Below are 23,488 nucleotides of genomic sequence, written 5' to 3'. Positions count from 1 at the left end.
CGCCCCGCGGAGGACCGTCCGGCCTGCCCCCGCCGCGGCGCCGCGAGCGACCACCCACCGGGGCACCGCCCCGCGGTGACCGCCTCGCGCAGGCGTCCGGATCCCGCCGCGGAAGTCTCGCTGTGGGCGTACGAGGTGCGGGAACTTCGCCAGGCGTCTGCGCGCTTGCATACAGTGGCAGGACCGACAGGAATTCTGCAGTTTTCCGCGATCGAAGGGACGTACATGCCCATGGGTCACACGGCCACAGCTGAGGCAGGCTCCGGCGGCCTGACAGCGACCGAGCACCGCCTGGCCAACGGCCTGCGCGTGGTGCTCTCCGAGGACCATCTGACCCCGGTCGCGGCGGTGTGCCTCTGGTACGACGTCGGCTCGCGCCACGAGGTCAGCGGCCGGACCGGCCTCGCCCACCTCTTCGAGCACCTGATGTTCCAGGGGTCGGGCCAGGTGAAGGGCAACGGCCACTTCGAACTCGTACAGGGCGCCGGCGGCTCGCTGAACGGCACGACGAGCTTCGAGCGCACCAACTACTTCGAGACCATGCCCGCGCACCAGTTGGAGCTCGCTCTCTGGCTGGAGGCCGACCGCATGGGCTCGCTGCTCGCCGCGCTCGACGAAGAGTCCATGGAGAACCAGCGGGACGTCGTCAAGAACGAGCGCCGGCAGCGCTACGACAACGTGCCCTACGGCACCGCGTTCGAGAAGCTGACCGCCCTCGCCTACCCGGAGGGCCACCCTTACCACCACACCCCGATCGGGTCGATGGCGGACCTGGACGCGGCCACCCTGGAGGACGCCCGCGCGTTCTTCCGGACCTACTACGCGCCCAACAACGCCGTCCTGTCGGTCGTCGGGGACATCGACCCCGAGCAGACCCTCGGCTGGATCGAGAAGTACTTCGGCTCCATCGCCGGGCACGACGGGAAGCCCGCCCCGCGCGACGGCTCGCTGCCGGACATCATGGGCGAGCAGCTGCGCGAGGTCGTCGAGGAGGAGGTCCCGGCCCGCGCGCTGATGGCCGCCTACCGCCTCCCGGAGGACGGCACGCGCGCGTGCGACGCGGCCGACCTGGCACTCACCGTCCTCGGGGGCGGCGAGTCGTCCCGCCTCTACAACCGGCTCGTCCGCCGTGACCGCACCGCCGTCGCGGCCGGGTTCGGCCTGCTGCGGCTCGCCGGGGCGCCCTCCCTGGGCTGGTTCGACGTGAAGACGTCCGGTGACGTCGAGGTCCCGGTCATCGAGGCGGCCGTCGACGAGGAGCTCGCCCGGTTCGCCGAGGAGGGCCCCACCACCGAGGAGATGGAGCGCGCCCAGGCCCAGTTGGAGCGGGAGTGGCTGGACCGGCTGAGCACGGTCGCGGGCCGCGCCGACGAACTGTGCCGGTACGCCGTCCTGTTCGGCGACCCGCAGCTCGCCCTCACCGCGGTGGAGCGCGTGCTCGCCGTCACCCCCGAGGAGGTGCAGGAGGTCGCCAAGGCCCGGCTGCGCCCCGACAACCGCGCGGTGCTCGTGTACGAGCCGGTCGCCGCCGACGAGGCGGAGGCCCCAGCGGCCGCCGAAGCCACCGACGAGGACGAGGAGTCGGCCAAGTGACCGAGCTCGCGACGATGGAGTTCCACCCCCGGCCGCAGGCAGGCGAGGCCAGGCCGTGGGCGTTCCCGGCACCCGAGCGCGGCACGCTCGACAACGGCCTGACGGTCCTGCGCTGCCACCGCCCCGGCCAGCAGGTCGTCGCCGTGGAGGTGCTCGTCGACGCACCTCTGGAGGCCGAGCCCGCCGGTATCGACGGTGTCGCCACGATCATGGCCCGTGCCTTCTCCGAGGGAACCGACAAGCACTCCGCAGAGGAGTTCGCAGCCGAGCTCGAGCGCTGCGGCGCCACCCTCGACTCGCACGCCGACCACCCGGGCGTGCGCCTCTCGCTGGAGGTCCCGGTCTCCCGGCTCGAGAAGGGGCTCGGCCTGCTCGCCGACGCCCTGCGGGCACCGGCCTTCACGGACAGCGAGATCGAACGGCTGGTGCGCAACCGGCTCGACGAGATCCCGCACGAGACCGCCAACCCGGCCCGCCGCGCGGCCAAGGAGCTCTCCAAGGAGCTGTTCCCGGCCGGCTCGCGCATGTCGCGTCCGCGCCAGGGCACCGAGGCGACGGTCCAGAAGATCGACTCTGCGGCCGTGCGCGCCTTCTACGAGAAGCACGTGCGTCCCGCCACCGGCACCGCCGTGGTCGTCGGCGACCTCACCGACGTCGACCTCGACGCGCTGCTCGCCGACACACTCGGCGCCTGGACCGGCTCCTCGGCCGAGCCCCGTCCGGTGCCGCCGGTCACCGCCGACGACCGGGGCCGCGTGATCATCGTCGACCGCCCCGGCGCCGTACAGACGCAGTTGCTCATCGGCCGCGTCGGAGCCGACCGGCACGACCGGGTGTGGCCCGCCCAGGTGCTCGGCACGTACTGCCTCGGCGGCACCCTCACCTCGCGCCTGGACCGCGTCCTGCGCGAGGAGAAGGGCTACACCTACGGAGTGCGGGCGTTCGGCCAGGTGCTGCGCTCGGCTCCGGACGGCTCGGGTGCCGCGATGCTCGCCATCAGCGGATCCGTGGACACGCCCAACACCGGTCCGGCTCTCGACGACCTGTGGAAGGTGCTGCGCACGCTCGCCGCGGACGGTCTGACGGACCCCGAACGCGACGTGGCCGTGCAGAACCTGGTGGGCGTCGCACCGCTCAAGTTCGAGACGGCGGCGGCGGTCGCGAGCACGCTCGCCGACCAGGTCGAGCAGCACCTGCCGGACGACTACCAGGCGACGCTCTATCAGCAGCTCGCCGCCACAGGCACCGTGGAGGCCACCGCGGCCGTCGTGAACGCCTTCCCGGTCGACCGCCTGGTGACGGTCCTGGTGGGCGACGCCGCGCAGATCGAGGAGCCCGTCAAGGCCCTCGGCATCGGTGAAGTGAGCGTCGTACGGGCCGAGTAGAGCTCCGTGGACGCCGGGACCCTGGTGACTGATGAGTCACCGGGGTCCCCGCGTTTACCCGCCGTCCATTCGGGGTTCCGCGCGCGCTTACCCGGCTTCGTCCGCGTTATGTCCGTATTGCCGGGGCGTTGCCCTTCTGCCCTGTGGCGTGCACTACAAAAGCCGTGATCCGTTTGTCGATTGAAAGACGCCCCCCTTAGCGTCATTCCGACTGTTCGTCAGGCAGTGCGCCGCGTCCGCGGCACCGGACAGTCATCGCCGAGTCCCCGTACGGCGCGAGCCAGGGGAGCCGGGGACCCATCGCAGTCCCTGGGGTGAATCGGGCGTCCTTCCCCAAGGAGGCCCGTAGGAGACCTTCCTGCTCCGAACCCGTCAGCTAACCCGGTAGGCGAGAGGGAAGGAAAGGACCAGCCCCTTCATGGCGTTCACCCGTGCCACCGGGAAGCACCGTCGTCCCAGCCGGATCACGCGTACCACCAAGAGTGCGGCAAGCGTGGCGGCTCTCACCACCACCGGTGTCATCGGAACCCTGGCCGCCCCGGCGTTCGCCGCGGACGCAGCCTCCGTCCAGCAGACCGGGCTGACCCAGGCCGTCACCATCGGCGACACGGTCGCCGAACAGGTCGACGCGCAGGCCGCCGCCCAGCAGCACGCCGCCGACGAGGCCGCGGCGCTGAAGAAGGCCGAGGAGGCCGCGAAGCGGCGGGTCATGGCCGAAGCCAAGAAGGAGCGCGAGGTCAGGGCCCGTGCCGCCCGCGCCGCCGAGCGCAAGCTTCTCAACACCTTCGTCGCGCCGGTCGCCGGCTCCTACGTCTCCACCGGCTACAAGACCGGCGGCAGCCTCTGGTCCTCCGGCAGCCACACCGGCGTCGACTTCCACGCCGCGTCGGGGACCGTCGTCCAGGCCGTCGGAGCCGGCACCGTCGTCACGACCGGCTGGGCCGGCGCCTACGGCAACCAGGTCGTGATCAAGATGCACGACGGGACGTACACCATGTACGGCCACCTGTCGTCCGTCAACGTCTCCGAGGGGCAGACCGTCACCCCGGGCCAGCCGATAGCCCTCTCCGGGTCGACCGGCAACTCCACCGGGCCCCATCTCCACTTCGAGGCCCGTACGACGGCCGAGTACGGCTCGGACATCGACCCCGTCTCCTACCTCCGCTCGCACGGCGTCAGCCTCTGACACCCCGCGACTTCCGAAGGCCCCGGCTCGACGAGCCGGGGCCTTCGGCGTTTCGGACGCGCGTCCGTCCAAAAAATGCATATGGATTCCGGTCCGCCATCGGAAATTCCGGCCCGCTGCAATAGAGTCGCTGAACAAGCGTCAATCGACGGCGTTTCGCGAGGATTAAGGCGGAGGTCCGCTCATGCGCATTCCGGCGCACTCGGTATGCACGGCGATCCGTGACGACATCGTCGCGGGTGTCTACGAGCGCGGCAGCCGGCTCACCGAGGAACTGCTCGCCCGCCGCTACGGCGTCTCGCGCGTCCCCGTGCGCGAGGCGCTGCGCACGCTGGAGGCCGAGGGGTTCGTCGTCATCCGCCGGCATGCGGGCGCGTGCGTCGCGGAGCCCACCGAACAGGAGGCGACGGACCTCCTGGAGATGCGGATGCTGCTGGAGCCCCTGGGCGCGGCGCGGGCCGCCCAGCGCCGCACCGAGGCCCACCTCAAGGTTCTGCGGGGCCTGGTCAGGCTCGGGCAGGAGCGGGCCAGGAGAGGCCACAGCGAGGATCTGCGGTCCCTGGGGGGCTGGTTCCACGAGACGCTCGCCCAGGCGTCCGGGAGCCCCACGCTGACCTCGACGCTCGCCCAGCTGCGGCACAAGATCGCCTGGATGTACGCGGTGGAGGCGCCGGCCGACGCCGCGGAGGCCTGGGCGGAGCACGGCGGCATCGTGGACGCCGTCGCGCGCGGGGACGGTGAGCGGGCGCGCGCGATCACCGCGCTGCACGCCGAGCGCGCCGCCTCCGCGCACCGCTTCCGCTCCGCGCGGAGCGCCCGACTCGCGGACCGCGTGAGGACTTCGCAACCTCCCGTAAACATTTCGGGCCCGCGGCATTAACAAAAGCGCCGTATACAAAGAGGGATATTGGGCAGGTGACTGTTTCCGCTGCCCTCTTTTCGCGCGCCGGGAATTCCCGTCGCGCCTTTTCGGGTGCCCGTCGCATTGTCCCGACGGCGCGCTGATATCGACCAGCCGCCGGCCGGAGACGAGCGACGGGATCCGGAAAGGCGCGAGAACGGCGAAGCCGCGTCGACCGGCCGGGCCGACGCGGCTTCGCCGCACGAGAGGGTGTCCGAGGGGTCAGACGGTCTCGGGAAGCTCGTCGAGGCCCTCGGAGACCAGCTTGGCCAGGCGGTCGAGGGCCGCGTCCGCGCCCTCCGCGTCGGAGGCGAGGACGATCTCCTCGCCGCCCTGGGCGCCGAGGCCGAGGACCGCGAGCATCGACGCGGCGTTGACGGGGTTGCCGTCCGCCTTGGCGATCGTCACGGGGACGCCGGAGGCCGTGGCCGCCCGGACGAAGATGGAGGCGGGGCGGGCGTGGAGGCCCTCGGCCCAGCCGACGTTGACGCGGCGCTCAGCCATGTGATGCTGCCCTTCCGGTGTTCCAGGGTTGTCTAGACCAGTGTCCCATACGGTGAAGCGTGCCCGGGCGGACCGCGGGCCGCACCCCGGCGGGAGCCTCCAGGACGGGCCCCGAAGGAGTCACCCGGCACGCCCCCCGGAGGTGGTGGCGGACCCCCAAGCCTGCCCCGCGACGTCGTCGGACGCGAGCCGTACGCTGGGGCCCATGCAGACCTCGTCGGACCGGCACGAGTACCCCGCCCACTGGGAAGCCGACGTGGTGCTGCGCGACGGCGGCACGGCGCGCATCCGCCCCATCACCGTCGACGACGCCGAGCGCCTGGTCAGCTTCTACGAGCAGGTCTCGGACGAGTCGAAGTACTACCGCTTCTTCGCGCCCTACCCGCGGCTGTCCGCCAAGGACGTCCGCCGCTTCACGCACCACGACTTCGTGGACCGGGTGGGACTCGCGGCCACGATCGGCGGCGAGTTCATCGCCACCGTACGGTACGACCGCATCACCCCCGACGGCCTGCCCGCCTCCTCCCACCCCGCGCCCGGCGCGGCAGAGGGCCCACCCGTCTCCGACGAGGCCGAGGTGGCCTTCCTCGTGCAGGACGCCCACCAGGGGCGCGGTGTCGCCTCGGCCCTGCTGGAGCACATCGCGGCGGTGGCCCGGGAGCGCGGCATCCGCCGCTTCGCCGCCGAGGTGCTGCCGGCCAACAGCAAGATGATCAAGGTGTTCACGGACGCGGGCTACCGGCAGAAGCGCAGCTTCGAGGACGGGGTCGTCCGGCTCGAGTTCGGACTGGAGCCGACGGACCGCTCGCGTGCCGTCCAGTGGGCGCGGGAGCAGCGGGCCGAGGCGCGGTCCGTGCAGCGGCTGCTCGCGCCCGGCTCGGTGGCCGTGATCGGCGCGGGCCGCTCGCCCGGCGGAGTGGGCCGCAGCGTCCTCGACAACCTCCGCGAGGCCGGGTTCACCGGTCGCCTGTACGCGGTGAACAGGGCGTTCGAGGAGAAGGAGCTGGAGGGCGTCCCGGCCCACCGCTCCATCCGGGAGATCACCGAGCCCGTCGACCTCGCGGTCGTCGCCGTCCCCGCGGAGCACGTGCCCGACACCGTCGCGGAGTGCGGGGAGCACGGCGTGCAGGGACTCGTCGTGGTCTCCGCCGGATACGCCGAGAGCGGCCCCGAGGGACGCGAGCGCCAGCGCGAGCTGGTCCGCCAGGCCCGCACGTACGGCATGCGGATCATCGGGCCCAACGCCTTCGGGGTCATCAACACCTCGCCCGGGGTGCGGCTCAACGCCTCGCTCGCCCCGGAGATGCCCCGCGCCGGGCGGATCGGCCTGTTCGCCCAGTCCGGCGCCATCGGCATCGCGCTGCTGTCCCGGCTGCACCGGCGCGGCGGCGGCGTCACGGGCGTGACCGGCGTGTCGACCTTCGTCTCGTCCGGCAACCGCGCGGACGTCTCCGGCAACGACGTGCTCCAGTACTGGTACGACGACCCGTACACCGACGTCGCCCTGATGTACCTCGAATCCATCGGCAACCCGCGCAAGTTCACCCGGCTCGCCCGGCGGACCGCGGCGGCCAAGCCCCTGGTCGTCGTCCAGGGCGCACGGCACGGCGGAGCCGCCCCCCAGGGCCACGCCGTCCGGGCCACCCGGCTGCCGCACGCGACCGTCTCCGCGCTGCTGCGGCAGGCCGGTGTCATCCGCGTGGACACCATCACCGAGCTCGTCGACGCGGGTCTCCTGCTCGCCCGCCAGCCGCTCCCGCCCGGGCCCCGGGTGGCGATCCTCGGCAACTCGGAGTCGCTCGGGCTCCTCACGTACGACGCGTGCCTCGCCCAGGGACTGCGGCCGCTGCCTCCGCTGGACCTGACGACGGCGGCCTCGGCGGACGACTTCCACGACGCGCTGGCCCACGCGCTGGCCGACGACGCGTGCGACGCGGTGGTGGTGACCGCCATCCCGGCGGTGGGGGAGACGCCCGCGGCTGACGAGGCCCTCGCCGGGGCGCTGCGCTCCGCCGCCGCGGCGGCCCCCGCCAAGCCGGTGCTCGTCGTCCACGTCGAGCTGGGCGGGCTCGCCGAGGCGCTGTCCGCCGCCGCGAGCACCGCCCCCCAGCCGGCCGCCGCCGGTTCCCGGCCCCCCGCCGTCCCCGCCGCGTCCGAGCGGAGCGAGTCCCCTCGCCGGGCCGGGGCCACCGCTACGGCCACCGACGATCCCGCCGCGAGCCCCCGGCTCATCCCGGCCTACCCCGCCGCCGAGCGCGCTGTCCGGGCCCTGGCCGAAGCCGTGAAGTACGCCCAGTGGCGCCGCGACGCCGCCGAGCCCGGCAGGGTCCCCGAGTACGACGACATCGACGAGAAGGGCGCCGCCGAGCTGATCGACGGCCTGCTCGCGCGGAACGAGGGGCGCACGCTGGGCGCGGACGAGACGTGCGAGCTGCTCGGGCGCTACGGGATCGCGGTCCGCCGGGCACTGCCCGCCCCCACGCCCGAGGACGCGGCACAGGCCGCGCGCACCCTCGGCTACCCCGTCGCCCTCAAGACCACCGCCCCGCACCTGCGCCACCGCGCCGACCTGGGCGGCGTCCGGCTGGATCTGACGGACGAGGAGCAACTGCGCCGGGCGTACGCCGAGTTGACCGAGCTGTTCGGCGCGCCGGAGGAGCTGCGGCCGGTGGTGCAGGCGATGGCGCCGCGCGGAGTCGACACGGTCGTGCGGGCCGTCATCGACCCGGCGGCCGGAGCCGTCCTCTCCTTCGGTCTCGCCGGGGCCGCGTCCCAGCTGCTCGGCGACACGGCGCACCGGCTGATCCCGGTCACCGACCGGGAGGCGACCTCGCTGGTGCGGTCGATCCGGACGGCGCCGCTCCTGTTCGGCTGGCGCGGTTCGGCGCCGGTCGACACGGCGGCGCTCGAAGAGCTGATGCTGCGCCTGTCGCGGCTGGTCGACGACCACCCGGAGGTCGTCGCGGTCTCCCTGGAGCCGGTGGTCGTCGCACCGCGCGGCCTGAGCGTCCTGGGAGCCACCGTCCGGCTCGCCCGCCCGCCCGCCCGCGACGACCTCGGCCCGCGCACACTGCCCGTCATCTGAGCGCCCGCGCCGTCGGCAGGCGCCCCGTCCGGCACGGCACCCGCGAGCGGTGCCGTGCAGTCGGCGCACCACCGTAGGATGGACGTCATGGCCAAGACCAGTACGACGACCCAGGGGCTGCGAGCGGCGATCGAGCGCAGCGGCTACTACCCGGCTCTCGTGGCCGAGGCGGTGGAGGCCGCCGTCGGCGGTGATGCCGTCAAGTCGTTCCTGGTCCACCAGGAGACGACGTTCGACGCGAACGAGGTCCGCAGGCACGTCACGGTGCTGGTCCTCACCGCCAATCGTTTCGTCGTGAGCCACACCGACGAGCAGGCGGCGGACACCACCTCGCCGACGCCGTACGCCACGACGTCCACGGAGTCCGTCAAGCTCAGCCGGATCTCGTCGGTCGTGCTCAGCCGCGTGGTCGCCAACCCCGAGTCCTACGTCCCGGGCACGCTGCCCCGCGAGGTCGTCCTGACCATCGGCTGGGGCGCGGTCTCCCGCATTGACCTGGAGCCGGCGGCCTGCGGCGACCCCAACTGCGAGGCGGACCACGGCTACACGGGCAGCTCCACGGCGGACGACCTGAGCCTGCGCGTCAGCGAGGCCGGGGACGGCCCCGAGACGGTCCGCCAGGCCCTCGCCTTCGCGCAGTCCCTCTCCGAGGCGACCGCGGACATCGCGAGCTGATGGCTCTGCCCGCCTGGGACCACCCGGAACCTCTCGCCGTCGACTCCGCGCCCGTCCCCGAGTACGGCACGGGTTCGCTGGCCGATCTGCTGCCCACGCTCGCCGCGGGCATGGGCGTACCGGGTACGACCGCCGCCATCGCGGAACTGGCCGCGGCCGACCGCAACTGCGTCTTCCTGATCGACGGCCTCGGCTGGGAGCAGCTGAGGGCGCATCCGGACGAGGCCCCCTTCATGACCTCCCTGCTGGCGTCCTCCCGCGGCGGCACGGGCCGTCCGATCACCGCCGGCTACCCGGCGACCACCGCGACCTCCCTCGCCTCGGTCGGCACCGGTCTGCCGCCCGGCGCGCACGGCCTGCCGGGCTACACCGTCCGCAATCCGGAGACGGACGCGCTCATGAACCAGCTGCGCTGGAATCCGTGGACGGAGCCGCGCGTCTGGCAGCCGTACCCGACGGTCTTCCAGCTGGCGGACGCGGCCGGCGTGCACACCGCCCAGGTCTCCTCGCCCGGCTTCCAGAACACGCCGCTGACGAAGGTCGCGCTGAGCGGCGGCACGTTCCACGGCCGGCTCACCGGCGAGGAGCGCATGGACTTCGCGGCCGAGCAACTGGCCGCGGGTGGCCGCTCGTTGGTCTACACGTACTACGCCGAGGTGGACGGCAAGGGCCACCGCTTCGGTGTCGACTCCGACCCGTGGCGCGGCCAGCTCATGTACGTCGACCGCCTGGTCCAGCGCCTCGCGGAACAGCTCCCGCCGCGCACGGCCCTGTACGTCACCGCCGACCACGGCATGATCGACATCCCGTTCGACGAGCAGCACCGCATCGACTTCGACGAGGACTGGGAGCTGAGGGCCGGGGTCGCCCTGCTCGGTGGCGAGGGCCGCGCGCGCCACGTCTACGCCGTGCGGGGCGCCCAGGCGGACGTCCTGACCTGCTGGCGCGAGGTGCTCGGCGAGCAGTTCTGGGTGGCGTCGCGCGACGAGGCGATCGCCGCGGGCTGGTTCGGGCCGCAGATCGACGAGCGGGTGTACGGGCGGATCGGCGACGTGGTCGCGGCGGCCCGGGACGACGTCCTGCTCATCGCCTCCGAGCGCGAGCCGAAGGAGTCGGCCATGGTCGGCAACCACGGCTCGATGACCCCCGTCGAACAGCTGGTCCCGCTCCTCCAAGTACGCTCCTGAGCCGTCCGCACCGATGCGCACGCCGTTGAATCCCCGCCGACCTCCCCCGCCGAAAGGTGCTCAACCCGCCATGCCCGAGCTGGTGTTCTTCTCCGGAACCATGGACTGCGGGAAGTCGACACTGGCTCTCCAGATCGAGCACAACCGCTCCGCGCGGGGGCTGCAGGGCCTGATCTTCACGCGTGACGACCGTGCGGGGGAGGGCAAGCTCTCCTCCCGCCTCGGCCTGGTCACGGACGCCGTGGAGGTGGCGGCCGGCCAGGACGTGTACGCGTACGTGGTCGACCATCTCTCGCAGGGCGGCCGCGCGGACTACGTCATCGCGGACGAGGCCCAGTTCCTGGCGGAGGACCAGATCGACCAGCTGGCCCGCATCGTGGACGACCTCGGTGTCGACGTCTTCGCCTTCGGCATCACCACGGACTTCCGCTCCAAGCTCTTCCCCGGCTCGCAGCGCCTGGTGGAACTGGCCGACCGGGTCGAGGTCCTCCAGGTCGAGGCCCTGTGCTGGTGCGGCGCCCGGGCCACGCACAACGCCCGCACGATAGGGGGCGAGATGGTCGTGGAAGGCGCCCAGGTGGTGGTCGGCGACGTCAACCAGTCGGACGCCGTCGGATACGAGGTGCTGTGCCGTCGCCACCACCGGCGCCGGATGACGGCGGCCACCGCCCGGGCGGGCGCCCTGTCCCCGGACGTCCTGCCCATCGCCTCAGCCTGACGCCAGGGCCCGCCCCGCCGCGAGTCCGGGCGGTTCAGCGCGCCGTGTGGAGCACCGAGAACACCGCGCCCTCCAGGTCCGCCACCGTGGCCATGCGGCCGTGCGACGAGTCGTGCGGAGGCTTCAGGACCCGGCCGCCGAGCTCGACGACGCGGGTGACGGCGTCCTCGGCGTCGGCGACCTCGAAGTACGTCAGCCAGTGCGCACCCCGGTCCCGGGGCAGGGCGCGGCCCACGCCGTGAATGCCGGCCACCGGGTGGCCGCCGAGCAGGAGCGTGACGTAGTCCAGGTCGGCGGAGTCGGCCGGTTCCAGCTCGAAGCCGAAGACGCCCTGGTAGAACTTGGCGACGCTCGCCGAGTCGCGGGTCAGCAGTTCGTTCCACGCCGGTGTGCCGGGCACTCCGCTGATGCCCGTGCCGAGATGGGCCGCCGCCTGCCAGACGCCGAAGACGGCTCCCGTCGGGTCGGACGCGATGGCGAGCCGGCCAGCGTCGGCCGCGTCCAGCGGACCCACCCCGACGGTCCCGCCGGAGTGCCGCAGGGTCTCCGCCGTCACGTTCACGTCGTCCGAGGCGAAGTAGGGAGTCCAGGCGACGGGCAGCTGCCGGTCGGGCGGCAGGTGACCGATCCCGGCCACTTCGCAGCCGTCGAGGAGCGCCCTCGCGTACGGGCCGAGCTGCTCGGGGCCCGGCTCGAACTCCCAGCCGAACAGCGCTCCGTAGAACTCCTGGGTCGCGGCCGTCCCGTGCACCATCAGGCTCACCCAACAGGGCGTGCCGGGTGTGCGCCGGGCGTGCGTGGTGCCGTTCAGGCCGGCCGACCCCCGTGCCTCGGTCATCGTCACTCTCTTCTCGGCCCTCGTGGGGGCCGGTCGACTTCCGCCTGTGCGTGCGCGTACATCCGCCCCGGGCACGCACGCCCCGCGCCGATGCCGGCACCGCCGGTCGCTCCGGCCGCGCCGCCGGGCGCCGTACTACCGCGAGAGGATGCCCGCTATGCGGGCACTCATCCGCTTCCGCGACATTGTCGACCGGGGACCATCAGCTGTACAGCACGTGCCCGATCGCACACTCCTCGTGATCGGGGCTGTCCGGCCGAGCAGAGTAGCCGGACCTGGACGACGCGGCCACCCCGTGCGCGAGGATGGTGGCCATGAACGCCATCATCTCCGCCTCCGAACTCGCCGATGCTCTGGCAGGGCCGAACCCGCCGGTCCTTCTCGACGTCCGCTATCAGTTGGGCAGTCCGAACCTGCGGCCCGAGTACGAGAAAGCGCATCTGCCGGGGGCCGTTTTCGTCGATCTGGACTCCGAGCTCGCAGGTCCGCCCGGTGCCGGGGGCCGGCATCCGCTGCCGGACCTGGAGGTGTTCGGAGCGGCGATGCGGACCGCCGGGGTCCGGGCCGGCCGGGACGTCGTGGTGTACGACGGCGGCCTCGGCTGGGCCGCCGTACGTGCCTGGTGGCTGTTGCGCTGGACGGGGCATCCGGCGGTGCGTGTGCTTGACGGCGGCCTGGCCGTCTGGGGCGGGCCGTTGACGTCCGAGGTGCCGGACCCGGTCCCCGGGGACTTCGTGCCAACGCCGGGAGGGCTGCCGCTGCTGGACGCGGACGGCGCCGCCGCGCTGGCCCGCACCGGGCTGCTCCTCGACGCGCGGGCCGGCGAGCGCTATCGCGGCGAGGTCGAGCCGATCGACCGGGTCGCCGGTCACATCCCGGGAGCGGTCTCGGCGCCGACCACGGAAAATCTGGCCGAAAGCGGATGCCTCCTGCCTGCCGAGGAACTCGCCGAGCGCTTCAAGTCCCTCGGTGCGACGGGCGGGACGGAGGTCGGCGTGTACTGCGGTTCCGGGGTCTCGGCCGCCCAGCAGGTTCTCGCGCTCGCGGTCGCGGGCATCCCGGCGGCGCTCTACGTGGGTTCCTGGTCGGAGTGGTCCCGGGACGCGGGCCGCCCGGTCGCCGTGGGCCCCGACCCCCAGTAGCGGGGCGGCGGCCGGCCCACGGACACGGAAAAGGGGGCTCGCGCCCGGCCGGGCGCGAGCCCCCTTTTCCGTACGACGTGCCTCTCGTGCGACGGTACACGTGCCGGTACCTGACGTACGAGCGGCTACTCCTGCTTCTTCCGGCGGGTGCCGAAGACGATCTCGTCCCAGCTCGGCACTGCCGCGCGGCGGCCCGGCCGGACTCCGTCGGCCTCGGCCTGGCGGTCGGTGGAACCGACGAGACGGTCGCGGTGGCTGCCGACCGACCGCGGCATGAGGACGTCCGCGTAGGCCGAACCGGCACCGGCCGAGGCCGCGGGAGCAGGCGGCTCCTCCGCCTCGGGCTCGGACTCCGGCGGTTCCTCCGCTGCGGGGAACTCCGTGCCGGCGGGACGCTCGGGCACCACCATGTCGCCGCGGAAGCTGGGCACCGCCTCCAGCAGACTGGTGAGCGAATCGCGCTCGCTCGCGGCTTCCTCGGCCGGTTCGGGCGACGCCGCGGGCAGGCCGGGCCGCTCCATCTGCCGGTCCAGGGCGCGGTCCAGCGGGCGGTCCCGCGGCAGCCGGGCGATCCGCGGCACGAACGGGAAGCTGGGCTCGGGCGCCGCGAGGTCCTCGGACTCGCCGATCAGCGAGCGCGCCTCCTCGTCGACGGCCTGGACGAGCCGCCGGGGCGGGTCGTACGTCCAGCTCGCCGAGTGCGGCTCACCCGCGACCAGGTAGACGAGCAGCACTTCCCAGGTGCCGTCGTCGCGCCGCCACGAGTCCCACTGGACGCTGTCCTTCTCGGCCCCGCGGATCAGCAGCCGCTCCTGCACGGCCTCGCCGAGCTGAGGACCGGCGTTCTCACCGGGACGGCGGACCGGAGTCTTCCGGGCCCGCTCGGCCATGAAGGCACGCTCGGCCAGCACGGGACCCTCGAAGCGGCGCACGCGGTCGACCGGGATGCCGGCGAACTGCGCGACCTCCTCGGCGGAGGCGCCGGCGCGTATACGCGCCTGAATGTCTCGGGGGCGGAGATGGCTCTCCACCTCGATCTCGATCTGGCCGAGGCGGGGACGGTCGCCGCGCACGGCGGCGCGGAGACGTTCGTCGATCGGAAGCGTGTACTCCGTGCTGTCCGCAGCCTTCAGCACCAGCCGTGTGCCGTCATTGGAGACGGCCACGACACGCAGTTCGGGCATGGGGACCTCCCGGGTGGTGCCTGCCGACGTCACGTGCGTCGCTGCTTCCGCTAGTCGAGTGTGGCCTGCCCGGGTGCAGCCTGCCACAACCTTGCCGAGTTGCCCGGCGTGTCGGGCACGGGCCCGTGATCGCCGTTATGGCACGGTTACCTGTTCGCAACGCTGAGTGACGAACCTCATCACCCTGTGCAACGATCCCCCTTCGGCGGTCCTGCAAGGCCCCGGACACCCTGGCGGGAGTCCGGACTCCAGGGCTCGCAACAGTACTCCATTCGGGCCACCTGCGTGGATCGGCGCGCCGCGCGACTTCGCGTGGCGGCCCTCAGTCAACTGCCCGATGTGCGCCCTTCGTACCCCCGATCGTGGCGCACTTCACGAAACAACCAGAAACGGAACTATTGGTTTCGCCCATACGTCCATTTCTCGTGCAGTCAGTCCGCCAAGTACGGGAAAGGCAGGCAAGGTTCGGGAATGGGTGAAACGTCGGATGCCTCACAGGAGCCGAAGAGGAAGCGGGTGGACCTGAGTGTCCCGCAGGTGGCGGGCAGCGCGGTGGCCGCGGTGGTGGCGGCCAGACTCGCCTCGTACTTCGGGGTGTACGGGACGATCCTCGGCGCCGGGGTGGTGAGCGCGATCGCGACGTGCGGGGGCACGGTCTTCCAGCACTTCTTCAGCCGCACCGGCGAGCAGATACGCGAAGTGAAGGTCCAGGGGCGGCCGAAGCCGGCGACGGGGTCCCGGCCGAGGAGGCCGGAGCCCGTGGAACCGACCGCTCCCGCGCACGAGTTCGGTGCGGGAACGGTCTATCGCGCGCGGGTCACCGGCTGGAAGCGGCCGCTGGTCGCCGCCGCGCTCGTCTTCGGCGTCACCATGGCGGGCATCATCACGTACGAGCTGGTGTCCGGTGACAGCTTCAGCGGGAGCGGCAGCACCACGGTCGGCGACGCCCTGTCCGGCCACCACAGGAAGCCCTCGCCGGACCGCACTCCGTCGCCGGATCCCTCGCAGTCGCCGTCCCCGGACGGCAGCGGCTCTCCGGACGACGGCGTGCCCTCACCGAGCGGCGACGGTGACACCGGGTGGAGTGCCACGCCGACCCCCGCTCCCACGGAGAGCCCGGACCCCGGGGAGGCCGCCACCGATGACGGCTCCGGCGCCGGCACCTCGGCCCCGGCCCCCTCGTCCGGCGCGACTACGGCCCCAGTACCCGGCGCAAGTAGTCGTTCCCGAACCGCCGTTCCGGGTCCAGACGGTCTCTCAGAGCGGTGAACTCGCCGAAGCGCGGGTAGACCCCGGCGAAGTAGCCGGCGTCACGGGTGTGCACCTTGCCCCAGTGCGGCCGCCCGTCGTGCGCCGTGAAAATCCGCTCGGCCGCCGTGAAGTACGCCTGATAGGGCGTCCCCTTGAACATGTGGACGGCGATGTACGCGCTCTCCCGGCCGGACGCCGTGGAGAGCGTGATGTCGTCGGCGGGGGCGGTGCGGACCTCGACCGGGAAGCTCACCCGCAGCGGCGACCGGTCGACCATCGTCTTCAGCTCCCGCAGCGTCTCGACGAGGGCCTCGCGCGGGACGGCGTACTCCATCTCCATGAAGCGCACCCGTCGGGGAGAGGTGAAGACCTTGTACGGGATGTCGGTGTACGTCCGGGCGGACAGGGCGCGGCTGGAGATCTTCGCGATGGCCGGGATGGTGGCGGGCACGGCGCGGCCGAGCAGATTGACCGCCTGGAAGACGCCGTTGGAGAGGAACTCGTCCTCGATCCAGCCGCCGACCCGGCCGAGCGGCTTCTCGGGGCCCGCGCTGCGGTTGTTGCGCTTGGTGTTGCAGTTGCCGGTGTGCGGGAACCAGTAGAACTCGAAGTGCTCGTTCTCCGCGACGAGCGCGTCGAAGTCCGCGGTCACCCGGTCGAAGCTCATCGGCTCCTCACGGGCGGTGAGCAGGAAGACGGGCTCCACGGCGAACGTGATCGCGGTGACGATGCCGAGCGCGCCGACCCCGATGCGGGCGGCGGCGAAGACCTCGGGGTTCTCCTTCTCGGAGCAGGTGAGGACCGAGCCGTCCGCCAGGACCAGTTCGAGGGCCCTGATCTGGGCGGCGATCGAGGCGGAGTCGCGGCCGGTGCCGTGGGTGCCGGTGCTGGTCGCGCCCGAGACCGTCTGCTCCATGATGTCGCCCATGTTCGTGAGCGACAGTCCCTCGCGGGCGAGCGCCACGTTCAGACGCTTGAGCGGGGTGCCCGCCTCGACGGTGACGGTGCCGGCCGCACGGTCGATCCCGCGGATGCCCGTCAACAGGTGCGGGCGGACCAGCACCCCGTCGGTCGCGGCGGCCGCCGTGAACGAGTGGCCGCTACCGACGGCCTTCACCCGCAGCCCGTCCTCGGCCGCTTTGCGCACGGCCGCGGACAGTTCCCCCACAGAGGCCGGAGCGACCTCCCGGACCGGGCGGGCCGTGACGTTCCCGGCCCAGTTACGCCACGTTCCGCTCTTCCCGCTCGCTGTGCTGCTCATGGGTCCCTCCCCGCTGCGGAACCGGCCTGTTCAGCCGGCGGTAACCGAGAAGCCCCACCACGACCGCGACGGCCCCGGACACCGCCGGAACCCCGTACCCGGCCTTCGCGCCGGCGGCGTCGATCACCCAGCCGGACACGGAGGAGCCGAGCGCGACCCCGACCGCGAGCCCGGTGCTCACCCAGGTCATGCCCTCGGTCAGTTTCGCGCGTGGAACGTGCTGCTCGATGAGGGACATCGTCGTGATCATCGTCGGTGCGATGGACAGGCCCGCCAGGAACAGCGCCACGGCCAGAAACAGCAGGTTCCCGACCAGTAGGAGGGGGATCATACTCACGGCCATCGCACAGATGCCCAGCAGCCACCGGCGCTCGGGCGGCCCCGAGAACCGCAGCAGCCCGAAGACGGCCCCCGCCACACAGGAGCCGGCGGCGTACAGCGCGAGGACGACGCTCGCGGCACCCTTGTGGCCCCGCTCCTCCGCGAAGGCCACGGTGACCACGTCGACCGCGCCGAAGATGGCCCCCGTCGCCACGAAGGTGGCCACCAGCACCTGGAGTCCGGCCGAGCGCAGCGCCGAGCCGCGGGAGTGGTGCTCGCGCGGATGGGGCACCGGCTCGGTGGCGCGCTGGGACGTCAGCCAGAAGACGCCGGCTCCCAGGAAGCACGCGGCGAGCAGCGGACCGGCCTCCGGGAACCAGACAGTCGAGAGACCGATGGAAATGATCGGCCCGAAGATGAAGCAGATCTCGTCGACCACGGACTCGAAGGAGTACGCGGTGTGCAGGTGCGGGGTGTCCCGGTAGACGGCCGCCCAGCGCGCCCGGATCATCGCGCCGACGCTCGGGACGCAGCCGATGCCCGCCGAGCACAGGAACAGCACCCAGTCGGGCCACTCGTAGTGCGCCGCGCACAGCAGCCCGGCGGCCGCGGCCAGGGCGAACAGTGTCACCGGGCGCAGCACCCGGCGCTGCCCGCGGCGGTCCACCAGACGCGAGACCTGGGGTCCCATCACGGCGGCGGCCAGGGCCATGGTGGCCGACAGGGCGCCCGCGAGGCCGTACCGGCCGGTGAGCTGGGAGATCATCGTGACCACGCCGATGCCCATCATGGACAGCGGCATCCTGCCGAGGAAGCCCGCGGCGGAGAAGCCCTTGGAGCCTGGGGCGGCGAACAGGGCGACGTAGGGGCTGGGCACGGGGACTCCGGGGGTCCAGGTAAGGCGTGAAGATGGCTGATACAGCTTACGGGGCCGGGCGGCCCTCACGCATGCGGGTTCCGCGGGCCGGGATCCCGGTTGTCGGTGGCGGGTGGCAGGATCGAGACATGCCAGACGCGCTCGATGCCACCCCTTACGACGCCCTGCTCCTGCTCTCGTTCGGCGGCCCGGAGGGCCCGGACGACGTGGTCCCGTTCCTGGAGAACGTGACGCGCGGACGGGGCATCCCCAAGGAACGGCTCAAGGAGGTGGGGCAGCACTACTTCCTGTTCGGCGGGGTCAGTCCGATCAACGAGCAGAACCGCGCCCTGCTGGAGGCGCTCCGCGAGGACTTCGCCGAGCACGGCCTCGACCTGCCGGTGTACTGGGGCAACCGCAACTGGGCTCCCTACTTGACGGACACCCTGCGCGAGATGGTCACCGACGACCGCCGACGCGTCCTCGTCCTTGCCACCAGCGCGTACGCCTCGTACTCGGGCTGCCGGCAGTACCGCGAGAACCTGGCGGACGCCATGGCCGCCCTCGGTGCCGAGGGGCTCGAACCGCCGCGGATCGACAAGCTGCGGCACTACTTCAACCACCCGGGCTTCGTGCGCCCCATGGTCGACGGCGTCCTGAAGTCCCTCGCCGAGCTGCCCGAGGACGTGCGCGGCGGCGCGCACCTCGCCTTCACCACCCACTCCATCCCGGACGCGGCCGCCGACACCTCGGGCCCCGCCGAGGGGCACGGCGACGGCGGTGCCTATGTCCGGCAGCACCTGGACGTCGCGCGGCTGATCGCCGACGCCGTGCGCGAGGAGACCGGCATCGAGCACCCCTGGCGGCTGGTCTACCAGTCGCGCTCCGGAGCCCCGCACATCCCGTGGCTCGAGCCGGACATCTGCGACCACCTGGAGGAACTGCACGGCGCCGGGGTCCCGGCCGTCGTGATGGCCCCCATCGGGTTCGTCTCGGACCACATGGAGGTCCTCTACGACCTCGACACGGAGGCCATGGCCAAGGCCGGGGAGCTGGGTCTGCCGGTGCGCCGCTCGGCCACCGTGGGCGCCGACCCCCGCTTCGCCGCGGCCGTCCGCGACCTGGTTCTGGAGCGCGCCGCCGCCGAGAACGGCCGGGAGGTGGCTCCCTGCGCCCTCGGCGCACTGGGCGCGAGCCACGACCTGTGCCCGGTCGGCTGCTGCCCCGCCCGCGCCCCCCGCCCCGCCGCCGCGGGCGCCGACAGCCCCTACGCGTGAGGAACACCGTGACCGACACCGCACACGACCGCCTCAAGGGCGAGCTGCTGGAGCTCGCGCTGGAAGCCGCCCACCGGGCGGGCGACTTCCTGTGCCACGGCCGCCCCGACGACCTCGGGGTGGCGGCGACCAAGTCCAGCGCCGTCGACGTCGTCACCGAGATGGACATCGCCTCCGAAAAGCTGATCACCGCCCTGATCACCGAGCGCAGACCGGACGACGGCGTGCTGGGCGAGGAGGGCGCGAGCGTCGAGGGCACCAGCGGCGTCCAGTGGGTGATCGACCCGATCGACGGCACGGTCAACTATCTGTACGGCCTGCCCAGTTGGGCCGTCTCGATCGCTGCCCGCAAGGACGGCGAGACCCTCGTCGGCGTGGTCCACGCGCCCGTGCGGGGCGAGACCTGCCGCGCGGTGCTCGGCCAGGGCGCGTTCGTGAACGACCGGCCCGCGCGTGTGCGGCCCGCGCCGTCCTTCGGGCTGGCCCTGGTCGGCACCGGCTTCGGCTACCTCGCCGAGCGCCGGGCCAGGCAGGCGGAGGTCCTGCGGGAGCTGGTCCCCGAGGTGCGGGACATCCGCCGGGGCGGCTCGGCCGCGATCGACCTGTGCGACGTGGCGACGGGCCGCCTCGACGCGTACTACGAGCGCGGGCTGAACCCCTGGGACTACGCGGCGGGCGACCTGATCGCCCGCGAGGCGGGCGCGCTGACCGGTGGCCGCCCCGGGGAGCCCCTCTCGACCGAGCTGACCGTCGCGGCCCCGCCCGGCCTCTTCGAGGCCCTCCAGACCCGCCTCGAGGACCTCGGCGCCTGGCACGACTAGCCGAGGAGTGCCGCCCCTCTTGGGGGAGGCGCGGGAGGCGCACGACCGCGTATGCGCGAACGCGAAGCGGGGCCCCGGCACTGGATCGATGCCGGGGCCCCGCTCCTCGTGCGATCCGGTCAGACGTGCGCGACGCCGACCTGCACGCCGTGCTCGGCCGCCAGGCGGCGCAGGTCGTCCAGCTCTCCCTGCTCGACCTCCGCGAGGAAGTCGTCGCCTGTCTCGCGAGCCCGCGTCAGGTCGGACTCGGTCGCCTTTATGCGCTGCAGAAGCCCTGCGGTGAATGCGTCCATGCTGCGCCCCCTCGTCCTGGGTCGTGGGCCGGTGGCACGGGGGTGTGCCATTCGGAAGGGGCGATCACGTCTCCATACGGGTGCCCAGCGCTACCCAGCCGGGCGGCGACGGTGCCGGACACCCACGCCCGCTCTGCGGAAGCGGTTGGACAACCACGAGATGGCGTGCCACAAGCAGAGCGTGATCGCGGGGTGTAAAGCCGTCCTCCCCGCGCTCTCTTCCGCGGAAACCTCAACCGCGGGAGAAAATCCTGCACTCCCGGGCCCCCACCCGCCTTACAGCCGACTTATGGCCGAAAAGGGCAGGATGGATGCCCCAGCCCCCGATCTCGGCTGTGCCCGGGCGGGGGACCCCCGTCAGACCCTGCCCTCGGGCGCCTGTACGGCGCTGCGCGGGCGGACAGAGGAAGGACAAGCGACGTGCGCGTACTCGTCGTCGAGGACGAGCAGCTGCTCGCCGATGCGGTGGCCACCGGACTGCGCCGGGAGGCCATGGCCGTCGACGTCGTGTACGACGGAGCGGCCGCCCTGGAGCGCATCGGCGTCAACGACTACGACGTGGTGGTCCTGGACCGCGACCTCCCGCTCGTGCACGGCGACGACGTCTGCCGCAAGATCGTCGAACTCGGCATGCCCACGCGCGTGCTGATGCTCACCGCGTCCGGCGACGTCAGCGACCGGGTCGAGGGCCTGGAGATCGGCGCCGACGACTACCTCCCGAAGCCCTTCGCCTTCAGCGAGCTCACCGCGCGCGTGCGGGCCCTCGGACGGCGTACGAGCATGCCGCTGCCGCCCGTCCTGGAGCGCGCCGGCATCAAGCTGGACCCCAACCGCCGTGAGGTCTTCCGCGACGGCAAGGAGGTCCAGCTGGCGCCCAAGGAGTTCGCCGTCCTGGAGGTGCTGCTGCGCAGCGAGGGCGCCGTCGTCTCCGCCGAGCAGCTCCTGGAGAAGGCCTGGGACGAGAACACGGACCCGTTCACCAATGTCGTCCGGGTGACCGTGATGACGCTGCGGCGCAAGCTCGGCGAGCCCGCGGTGATCGTCACGGTCCCCGGCTCGGGCTACCGGATCTGATCCTCGTGACCGCACCCGCGCCGCCGACGGCGCCCCCCAAGCCCACCTGGGACCCCAGGAAGCCACAGGCACCGTTCCCGTGGCTGCGGCCCACCATCCGCATACGGCTCACGCTGCTGTACGGCGGGATGTTCCTGATCGCCGGCATCCTGCTGCTGTCGATCATCTACCTCCTCGCGGCGCAGGCGCTGCACGAGGGCAGTGGCATGGACTTCAAGGTGTCCGGCACCAACCTCGAACTGGCCAGCGGCAACTGTCCGCAGCTGAGCGGTGCCGGCAGCATCGACGAGCTGAACGCGATGCTCAAGGAGTGCACCGCCGTCCGGCGCCAGCACGCGCTCGACGGACTGCTCAGCCGCTCGCTGCTCGCCCTGCTCGGTCTCGCCGTGATCGCCTTCGCCTTCGGCTACGCCATGGCCGGGCGGGTCCTGTCGCCGCTCGGCCGGATCACCCGCACCGCACGCGCGGTGGCGGGCTCGGACCTGTCCCGGCGCATCGAGCTGGACGGTCCGGACGACGAGCTGAAGGAGCTGGCCGACACCTTCGACGACATGCTGGAGCGGCTGCAGCGGGCCTTCACGGCCCAGCAGCGGTTCGTCGGCAACGCTTCGCACGAGCTGCGCACCCCTCTCGCGATCAACCGCACGCTCCTGGAGGTGCACCTGTCCGATCCGGGCGCGCCCGTGGAGCTGCAGCAGCTGGGCAAGACCCTGCTCGCCACCAACGAGCGCAGTGAGCTGCTCGTGGAGGGCCTGCTGCTGCTCGCCCGCAGCGACAACCAGATCGTCGAGCGCAAGCCGGTGAACCTCGCGGAGGTCGCCTCGCAGGCCACCGACCAGGTGCGGGGTGAGGCCGAGGCGAAGGGCGTGGAGATCCGCGGTGAGCGCGCCCCGGCGGTCGTCCAGGGCAACGGCGTGCTGCTGGAGCGGATCGCCCTGAACCTCATCCAGAACGCCGTGCGGTACAACGTGCCCGAGGGCGGCTGGGTGGAGGTCACCACCGAGGTGCAGCACGGCCGGGCGGTCCTCGTCGTGACGAACACGGGGCCCGTGGTCCCCGCGTACGAGGTCGACAACCTCTTCGAGCCCTTCCGGCGGCTGCGCATGGAGCGCACCGGCAGCGACAAGGGCGTCGGCCTCGGTCTGTCCATCGCGCGGTCCGTGGCCCGCGCGCATGGCGGGCACATCTACGCCGAGCCCCGGGAGGGAGGTGGGCTCGTGATGCGGGTCACCCTGCCGATCTGAGACCATGTCGCCGACACACGACGTTGTTCGCTCTGCGCGGAATTCCCGGGCCGTCCGCCCAGGAGCCCCGTGTGTGATCGATCACAAGAATGATTTTCTGGCCATATACTCTCCGTGATCACGCGGACCGCCGGAAAGCCGGGAAAATCCGGGTTTTCAGAGGTCGTGATCACGGGAAGTACACGGTGAGACCGCTTTGAAGTGCGCCATTCGGACCGTGTACGGTCCCCATCGCCATCCAAGCCGATCACTCCTGAGGAGTCCGGTTGGGTGTCGATTGAGTAACAGACCTTGATGTGAGGCAAAATCTCCGCCTCGGGTCGGGCACAAGTCCGGCCTCTCACGCGTTACGTGCGCTGGAGACACCGCAGACACCCAGAGGGGGAGAGCGACATGGCAACGGATTACGACACCCCACGCAAGACCGACGACGACGTCGACTCGGACAGTCTTGAAGAACTGAAGGCCAGGAGGAACGACAAGTCGACGTCCGCCGTGGACGTCGACGAGTTCGAGGCCGCCGAAGGCCTGGAGCTGCCCGGTGCGGACCTCTCGAACGAAGAGCTGGCCGTCCGGGTGCTGCCCAAGCAGCAGGACGAGTTCACCTGCATGAGCTGCTTCCTGGTGCACCACCGCAGTCAGCTGGCCCGCGAGAAGAACGGCCAGCCGATCTGCCGCGACTGCGACTGAGG

Annotated in this window: 21 protein-coding genes and 1 riboswitch; of the genes, 15 read left to right on the top strand and 6 right to left on the bottom strand. The window is 72.2% G+C overall.

From position 1 onward, the window contains the following. The first annotated feature begins 225 nt into the window (after positions 1-225). The 4 genes from AC069T_RS13745 to AC069T_RS13730 all read left to right on the top strand — a co-directional run bounded on the left by AC069T_RS13745 (position 226) and on the right by AC069T_RS13730 (position 5,044). Positions 226-1,593 (top strand): M16 family metallopeptidase, encoded by a 1,368-nt coding sequence (locus AC069T_RS13745; RefSeq protein ID WP_478782915.1) that lies wholly within the window; start codon positions 226-228, stop codon positions 1,591-1,593. Continuing rightward, entirely contained in the window at positions 1,590-2,978 is a 1,389-nt protein-coding gene (locus tag AC069T_RS13740; RefSeq protein WP_478782914.1) for a M16 family metallopeptidase, read from the top strand. Before AC069T_RS13745 ends, AC069T_RS13740 begins: the two co-directional genes overlap by 4 nt. 246 nt (positions 2,979-3,224) lie before the next feature. After that, a riboswitch (cyclic di-AMP (ydaO/yuaA leader) is annotated at positions 3,225-3,384 on the top strand. Between the two features lie 12 nt (positions 3,385-3,396). Continuing rightward, the gene (locus AC069T_RS13735) at positions 3,397-4,164 is read left to right on the top strand and encodes a M23 family metallopeptidase (RefSeq protein ID WP_478782913.1); all 768 of its coding nucleotides are present in this window, start codon (positions 3,397-3,399) and stop codon (positions 4,162-4,164) included. A gap of 184 nt (positions 4,165-4,348) precedes the next feature. Then, entirely contained in the window at positions 4,349-5,044 is a 696-nt protein-coding gene (locus AC069T_RS13730; RefSeq protein WP_478782912.1) for a GntR family transcriptional regulator, read from the top strand. 243 nt (positions 5,045-5,287) lie between these two features. On the opposite strand, the gene AC069T_RS13725 is transcribed toward AC069T_RS13730, so the two are convergent. Beyond that, positions 5,288-5,569, bottom strand: coding sequence for an HPr family phosphocarrier protein (locus AC069T_RS13725; protein ID WP_389461127.1), 282 nt, complete (start codon positions 5,567-5,569; stop codon positions 5,288-5,290). A gap of 205 nt (positions 5,570-5,774) precedes the next feature. On the opposite strand from AC069T_RS13725, the gene AC069T_RS13720 reads away from it, so the two are divergent. The 4 genes from AC069T_RS13720 to AC069T_RS13705 all read left to right on the top strand — a co-directional run bounded on the left by AC069T_RS13720 (position 5,775) and on the right by AC069T_RS13705 (position 11,234). Next, on the top strand, positions 5,775-8,654 hold the full coding sequence (locus tag AC069T_RS13720; protein WP_478782911.1) for a bifunctional acetate--CoA ligase family protein/GNAT family N-acetyltransferase: 2,880 nt from the start codon (positions 5,775-5,777) through the stop codon (positions 8,652-8,654). Between the two features lie 87 nt (positions 8,655-8,741). Then, complete coding sequence (locus AC069T_RS13715) at positions 8,742-9,329, top strand: DUF5998 family protein (RefSeq protein ID WP_358851493.1); 588 nt, start codon at positions 8,742-8,744, stop codon at positions 9,327-9,329. Continuing rightward, positions 9,329-10,516: an alkaline phosphatase family protein gene (locus tag AC069T_RS13710; protein ID WP_478782910.1), complete on the top strand. Its 1,188-nt coding sequence runs from the start codon at positions 9,329-9,331 to the stop codon at positions 10,514-10,516. Before AC069T_RS13715 ends, AC069T_RS13710 begins: the two co-directional genes overlap by 1 nt. A 70-nt stretch (positions 10,517-10,586) precedes the next feature. Continuing rightward, complete coding sequence (locus AC069T_RS13705) at positions 10,587-11,234, top strand: thymidine kinase (RefSeq protein ID WP_478782909.1); 648 nt, start codon at positions 10,587-10,589, stop codon at positions 11,232-11,234. 34 nt (positions 11,235-11,268) lie between these two features. Here AC069T_RS13705 and AC069T_RS13700 read toward each other — a convergent pair whose 3' ends face one another. Then, positions 11,269-12,072 (bottom strand): VOC family protein, encoded by an 804-nt coding sequence (locus AC069T_RS13700; protein ID WP_478782908.1) that lies wholly within the window; start codon positions 12,070-12,072, stop codon positions 11,269-11,271. Positions 12,073-12,386: 314 nt separating this feature from the next. Here AC069T_RS13700 and AC069T_RS13695 point away from each other — a divergent pair, with 314 nt between their 5' ends. Beyond that, positions 12,387-13,214, top strand: a complete 828-nt coding sequence (locus tag AC069T_RS13695; RefSeq protein WP_478782907.1) for a sulfurtransferase — start codon at positions 12,387-12,389, stop codon at positions 13,212-13,214. A gap of 125 nt (positions 13,215-13,339) precedes the next feature. Here the strand turns inward: AC069T_RS13695 and sepH are convergent, their stop codons facing one another. Beyond that, positions 13,340-14,398, bottom strand: a complete 1,059-nt coding sequence (gene sepH / locus AC069T_RS13690) for a septation protein SepH (RefSeq protein ID WP_478782906.1) — start codon at positions 14,396-14,398, stop codon at positions 13,340-13,342. A gap of 471 nt (positions 14,399-14,869) precedes the next feature. On the opposite strand from sepH, the gene AC069T_RS13685 reads away from it, so the two are divergent. Then, entirely contained in the window at positions 14,870-15,667 is a 798-nt protein-coding gene (locus AC069T_RS13685; protein ID WP_478782905.1) for a hypothetical protein, read from the top strand. Here AC069T_RS13685 and AC069T_RS13680 read toward each other — a convergent pair. Together AC069T_RS13680 and AC069T_RS13675 are read right to left on the bottom strand one after the other, a co-directional pair. Next, positions 15,591-16,910, bottom strand: a complete 1,320-nt coding sequence (locus AC069T_RS13680) for a D-arabinono-1,4-lactone oxidase (protein ID WP_478782904.1) — start codon at positions 16,908-16,910, stop codon at positions 15,591-15,593. The genes AC069T_RS13685 and AC069T_RS13680 overlap by 77 nt on opposite strands. Continuing rightward, on the bottom strand, positions 16,870-18,108 hold the full coding sequence (locus tag AC069T_RS13675) for an MFS transporter (RefSeq protein WP_478782903.1): 1,239 nt from the start codon (positions 18,106-18,108) through the stop codon (positions 16,870-16,872). Before AC069T_RS13675 ends, AC069T_RS13680 begins: the two co-directional genes overlap by 41 nt. A gap of 128 nt (positions 18,109-18,236) precedes the next feature. Here AC069T_RS13675 and AC069T_RS13670 point away from each other — a divergent pair, with 128 nt between their 5' ends. Together AC069T_RS13670 and AC069T_RS13665 are read left to right on the top strand one after the other, a co-directional pair. After that, the gene (locus tag AC069T_RS13670; protein ID WP_478782902.1) at positions 18,237-19,364 is read left to right on the top strand and encodes a ferrochelatase; all 1,128 of its coding nucleotides are present in this window, start codon (positions 18,237-18,239) and stop codon (positions 19,362-19,364) included. Positions 19,365-19,372: 8 nt separating this feature from the next. Next, the gene (locus tag AC069T_RS13665; protein WP_478782901.1) at positions 19,373-20,185 is read left to right on the top strand and encodes an inositol monophosphatase family protein; all 813 of its coding nucleotides are present in this window, start codon (positions 19,373-19,375) and stop codon (positions 20,183-20,185) included. Between the two features lie 119 nt (positions 20,186-20,304). On the opposite strand, the gene AC069T_RS13660 is transcribed toward AC069T_RS13665, so the two are convergent. Further along, a complete protein-coding gene (locus tag AC069T_RS13660; protein ID WP_476750106.1) occupies positions 20,305-20,478 on the bottom strand; it encodes a hypothetical protein in 174 nt (57 codons plus the stop codon). A 420-nt stretch (positions 20,479-20,898) separates the two neighbouring features. On the opposite strand from AC069T_RS13660, the gene AC069T_RS13655 reads away from it, so the two are divergent. From AC069T_RS13655 to AC069T_RS13645, 3 genes are all read left to right on the top strand, one after another. Next, positions 20,899-21,552 carry a response regulator transcription factor gene (locus tag AC069T_RS13655; protein WP_358853048.1) on the top strand — a complete coding sequence of 218 codons (654 nt, stop codon included), beginning with the start codon at positions 20,899-20,901 and terminating at the stop codon, positions 21,550-21,552. Next, positions 21,552-22,796: a sensor histidine kinase gene (locus AC069T_RS13650; protein WP_478782993.1), complete on the top strand. Its 1,245-nt coding sequence runs from the start codon at positions 21,552-21,554 to the stop codon at positions 22,794-22,796. Before AC069T_RS13655 ends, AC069T_RS13650 begins: the two co-directional genes overlap by 1 nt. 393 nt (positions 22,797-23,189) lie before the next feature. Then, positions 23,190-23,486, top strand: coding sequence for a DUF4193 domain-containing protein (locus AC069T_RS13645; RefSeq protein ID WP_005481602.1), 297 nt, complete (start codon positions 23,190-23,192; stop codon positions 23,484-23,486). Positions 23,487-23,488 lie beyond the last annotated feature (2 nt).

The organism is Streptomyces sp. NPDC043867 (genome assembly GCF_056435845.1).
This window is presented reverse-complemented; position numbering and strand designations above follow the sequence as displayed.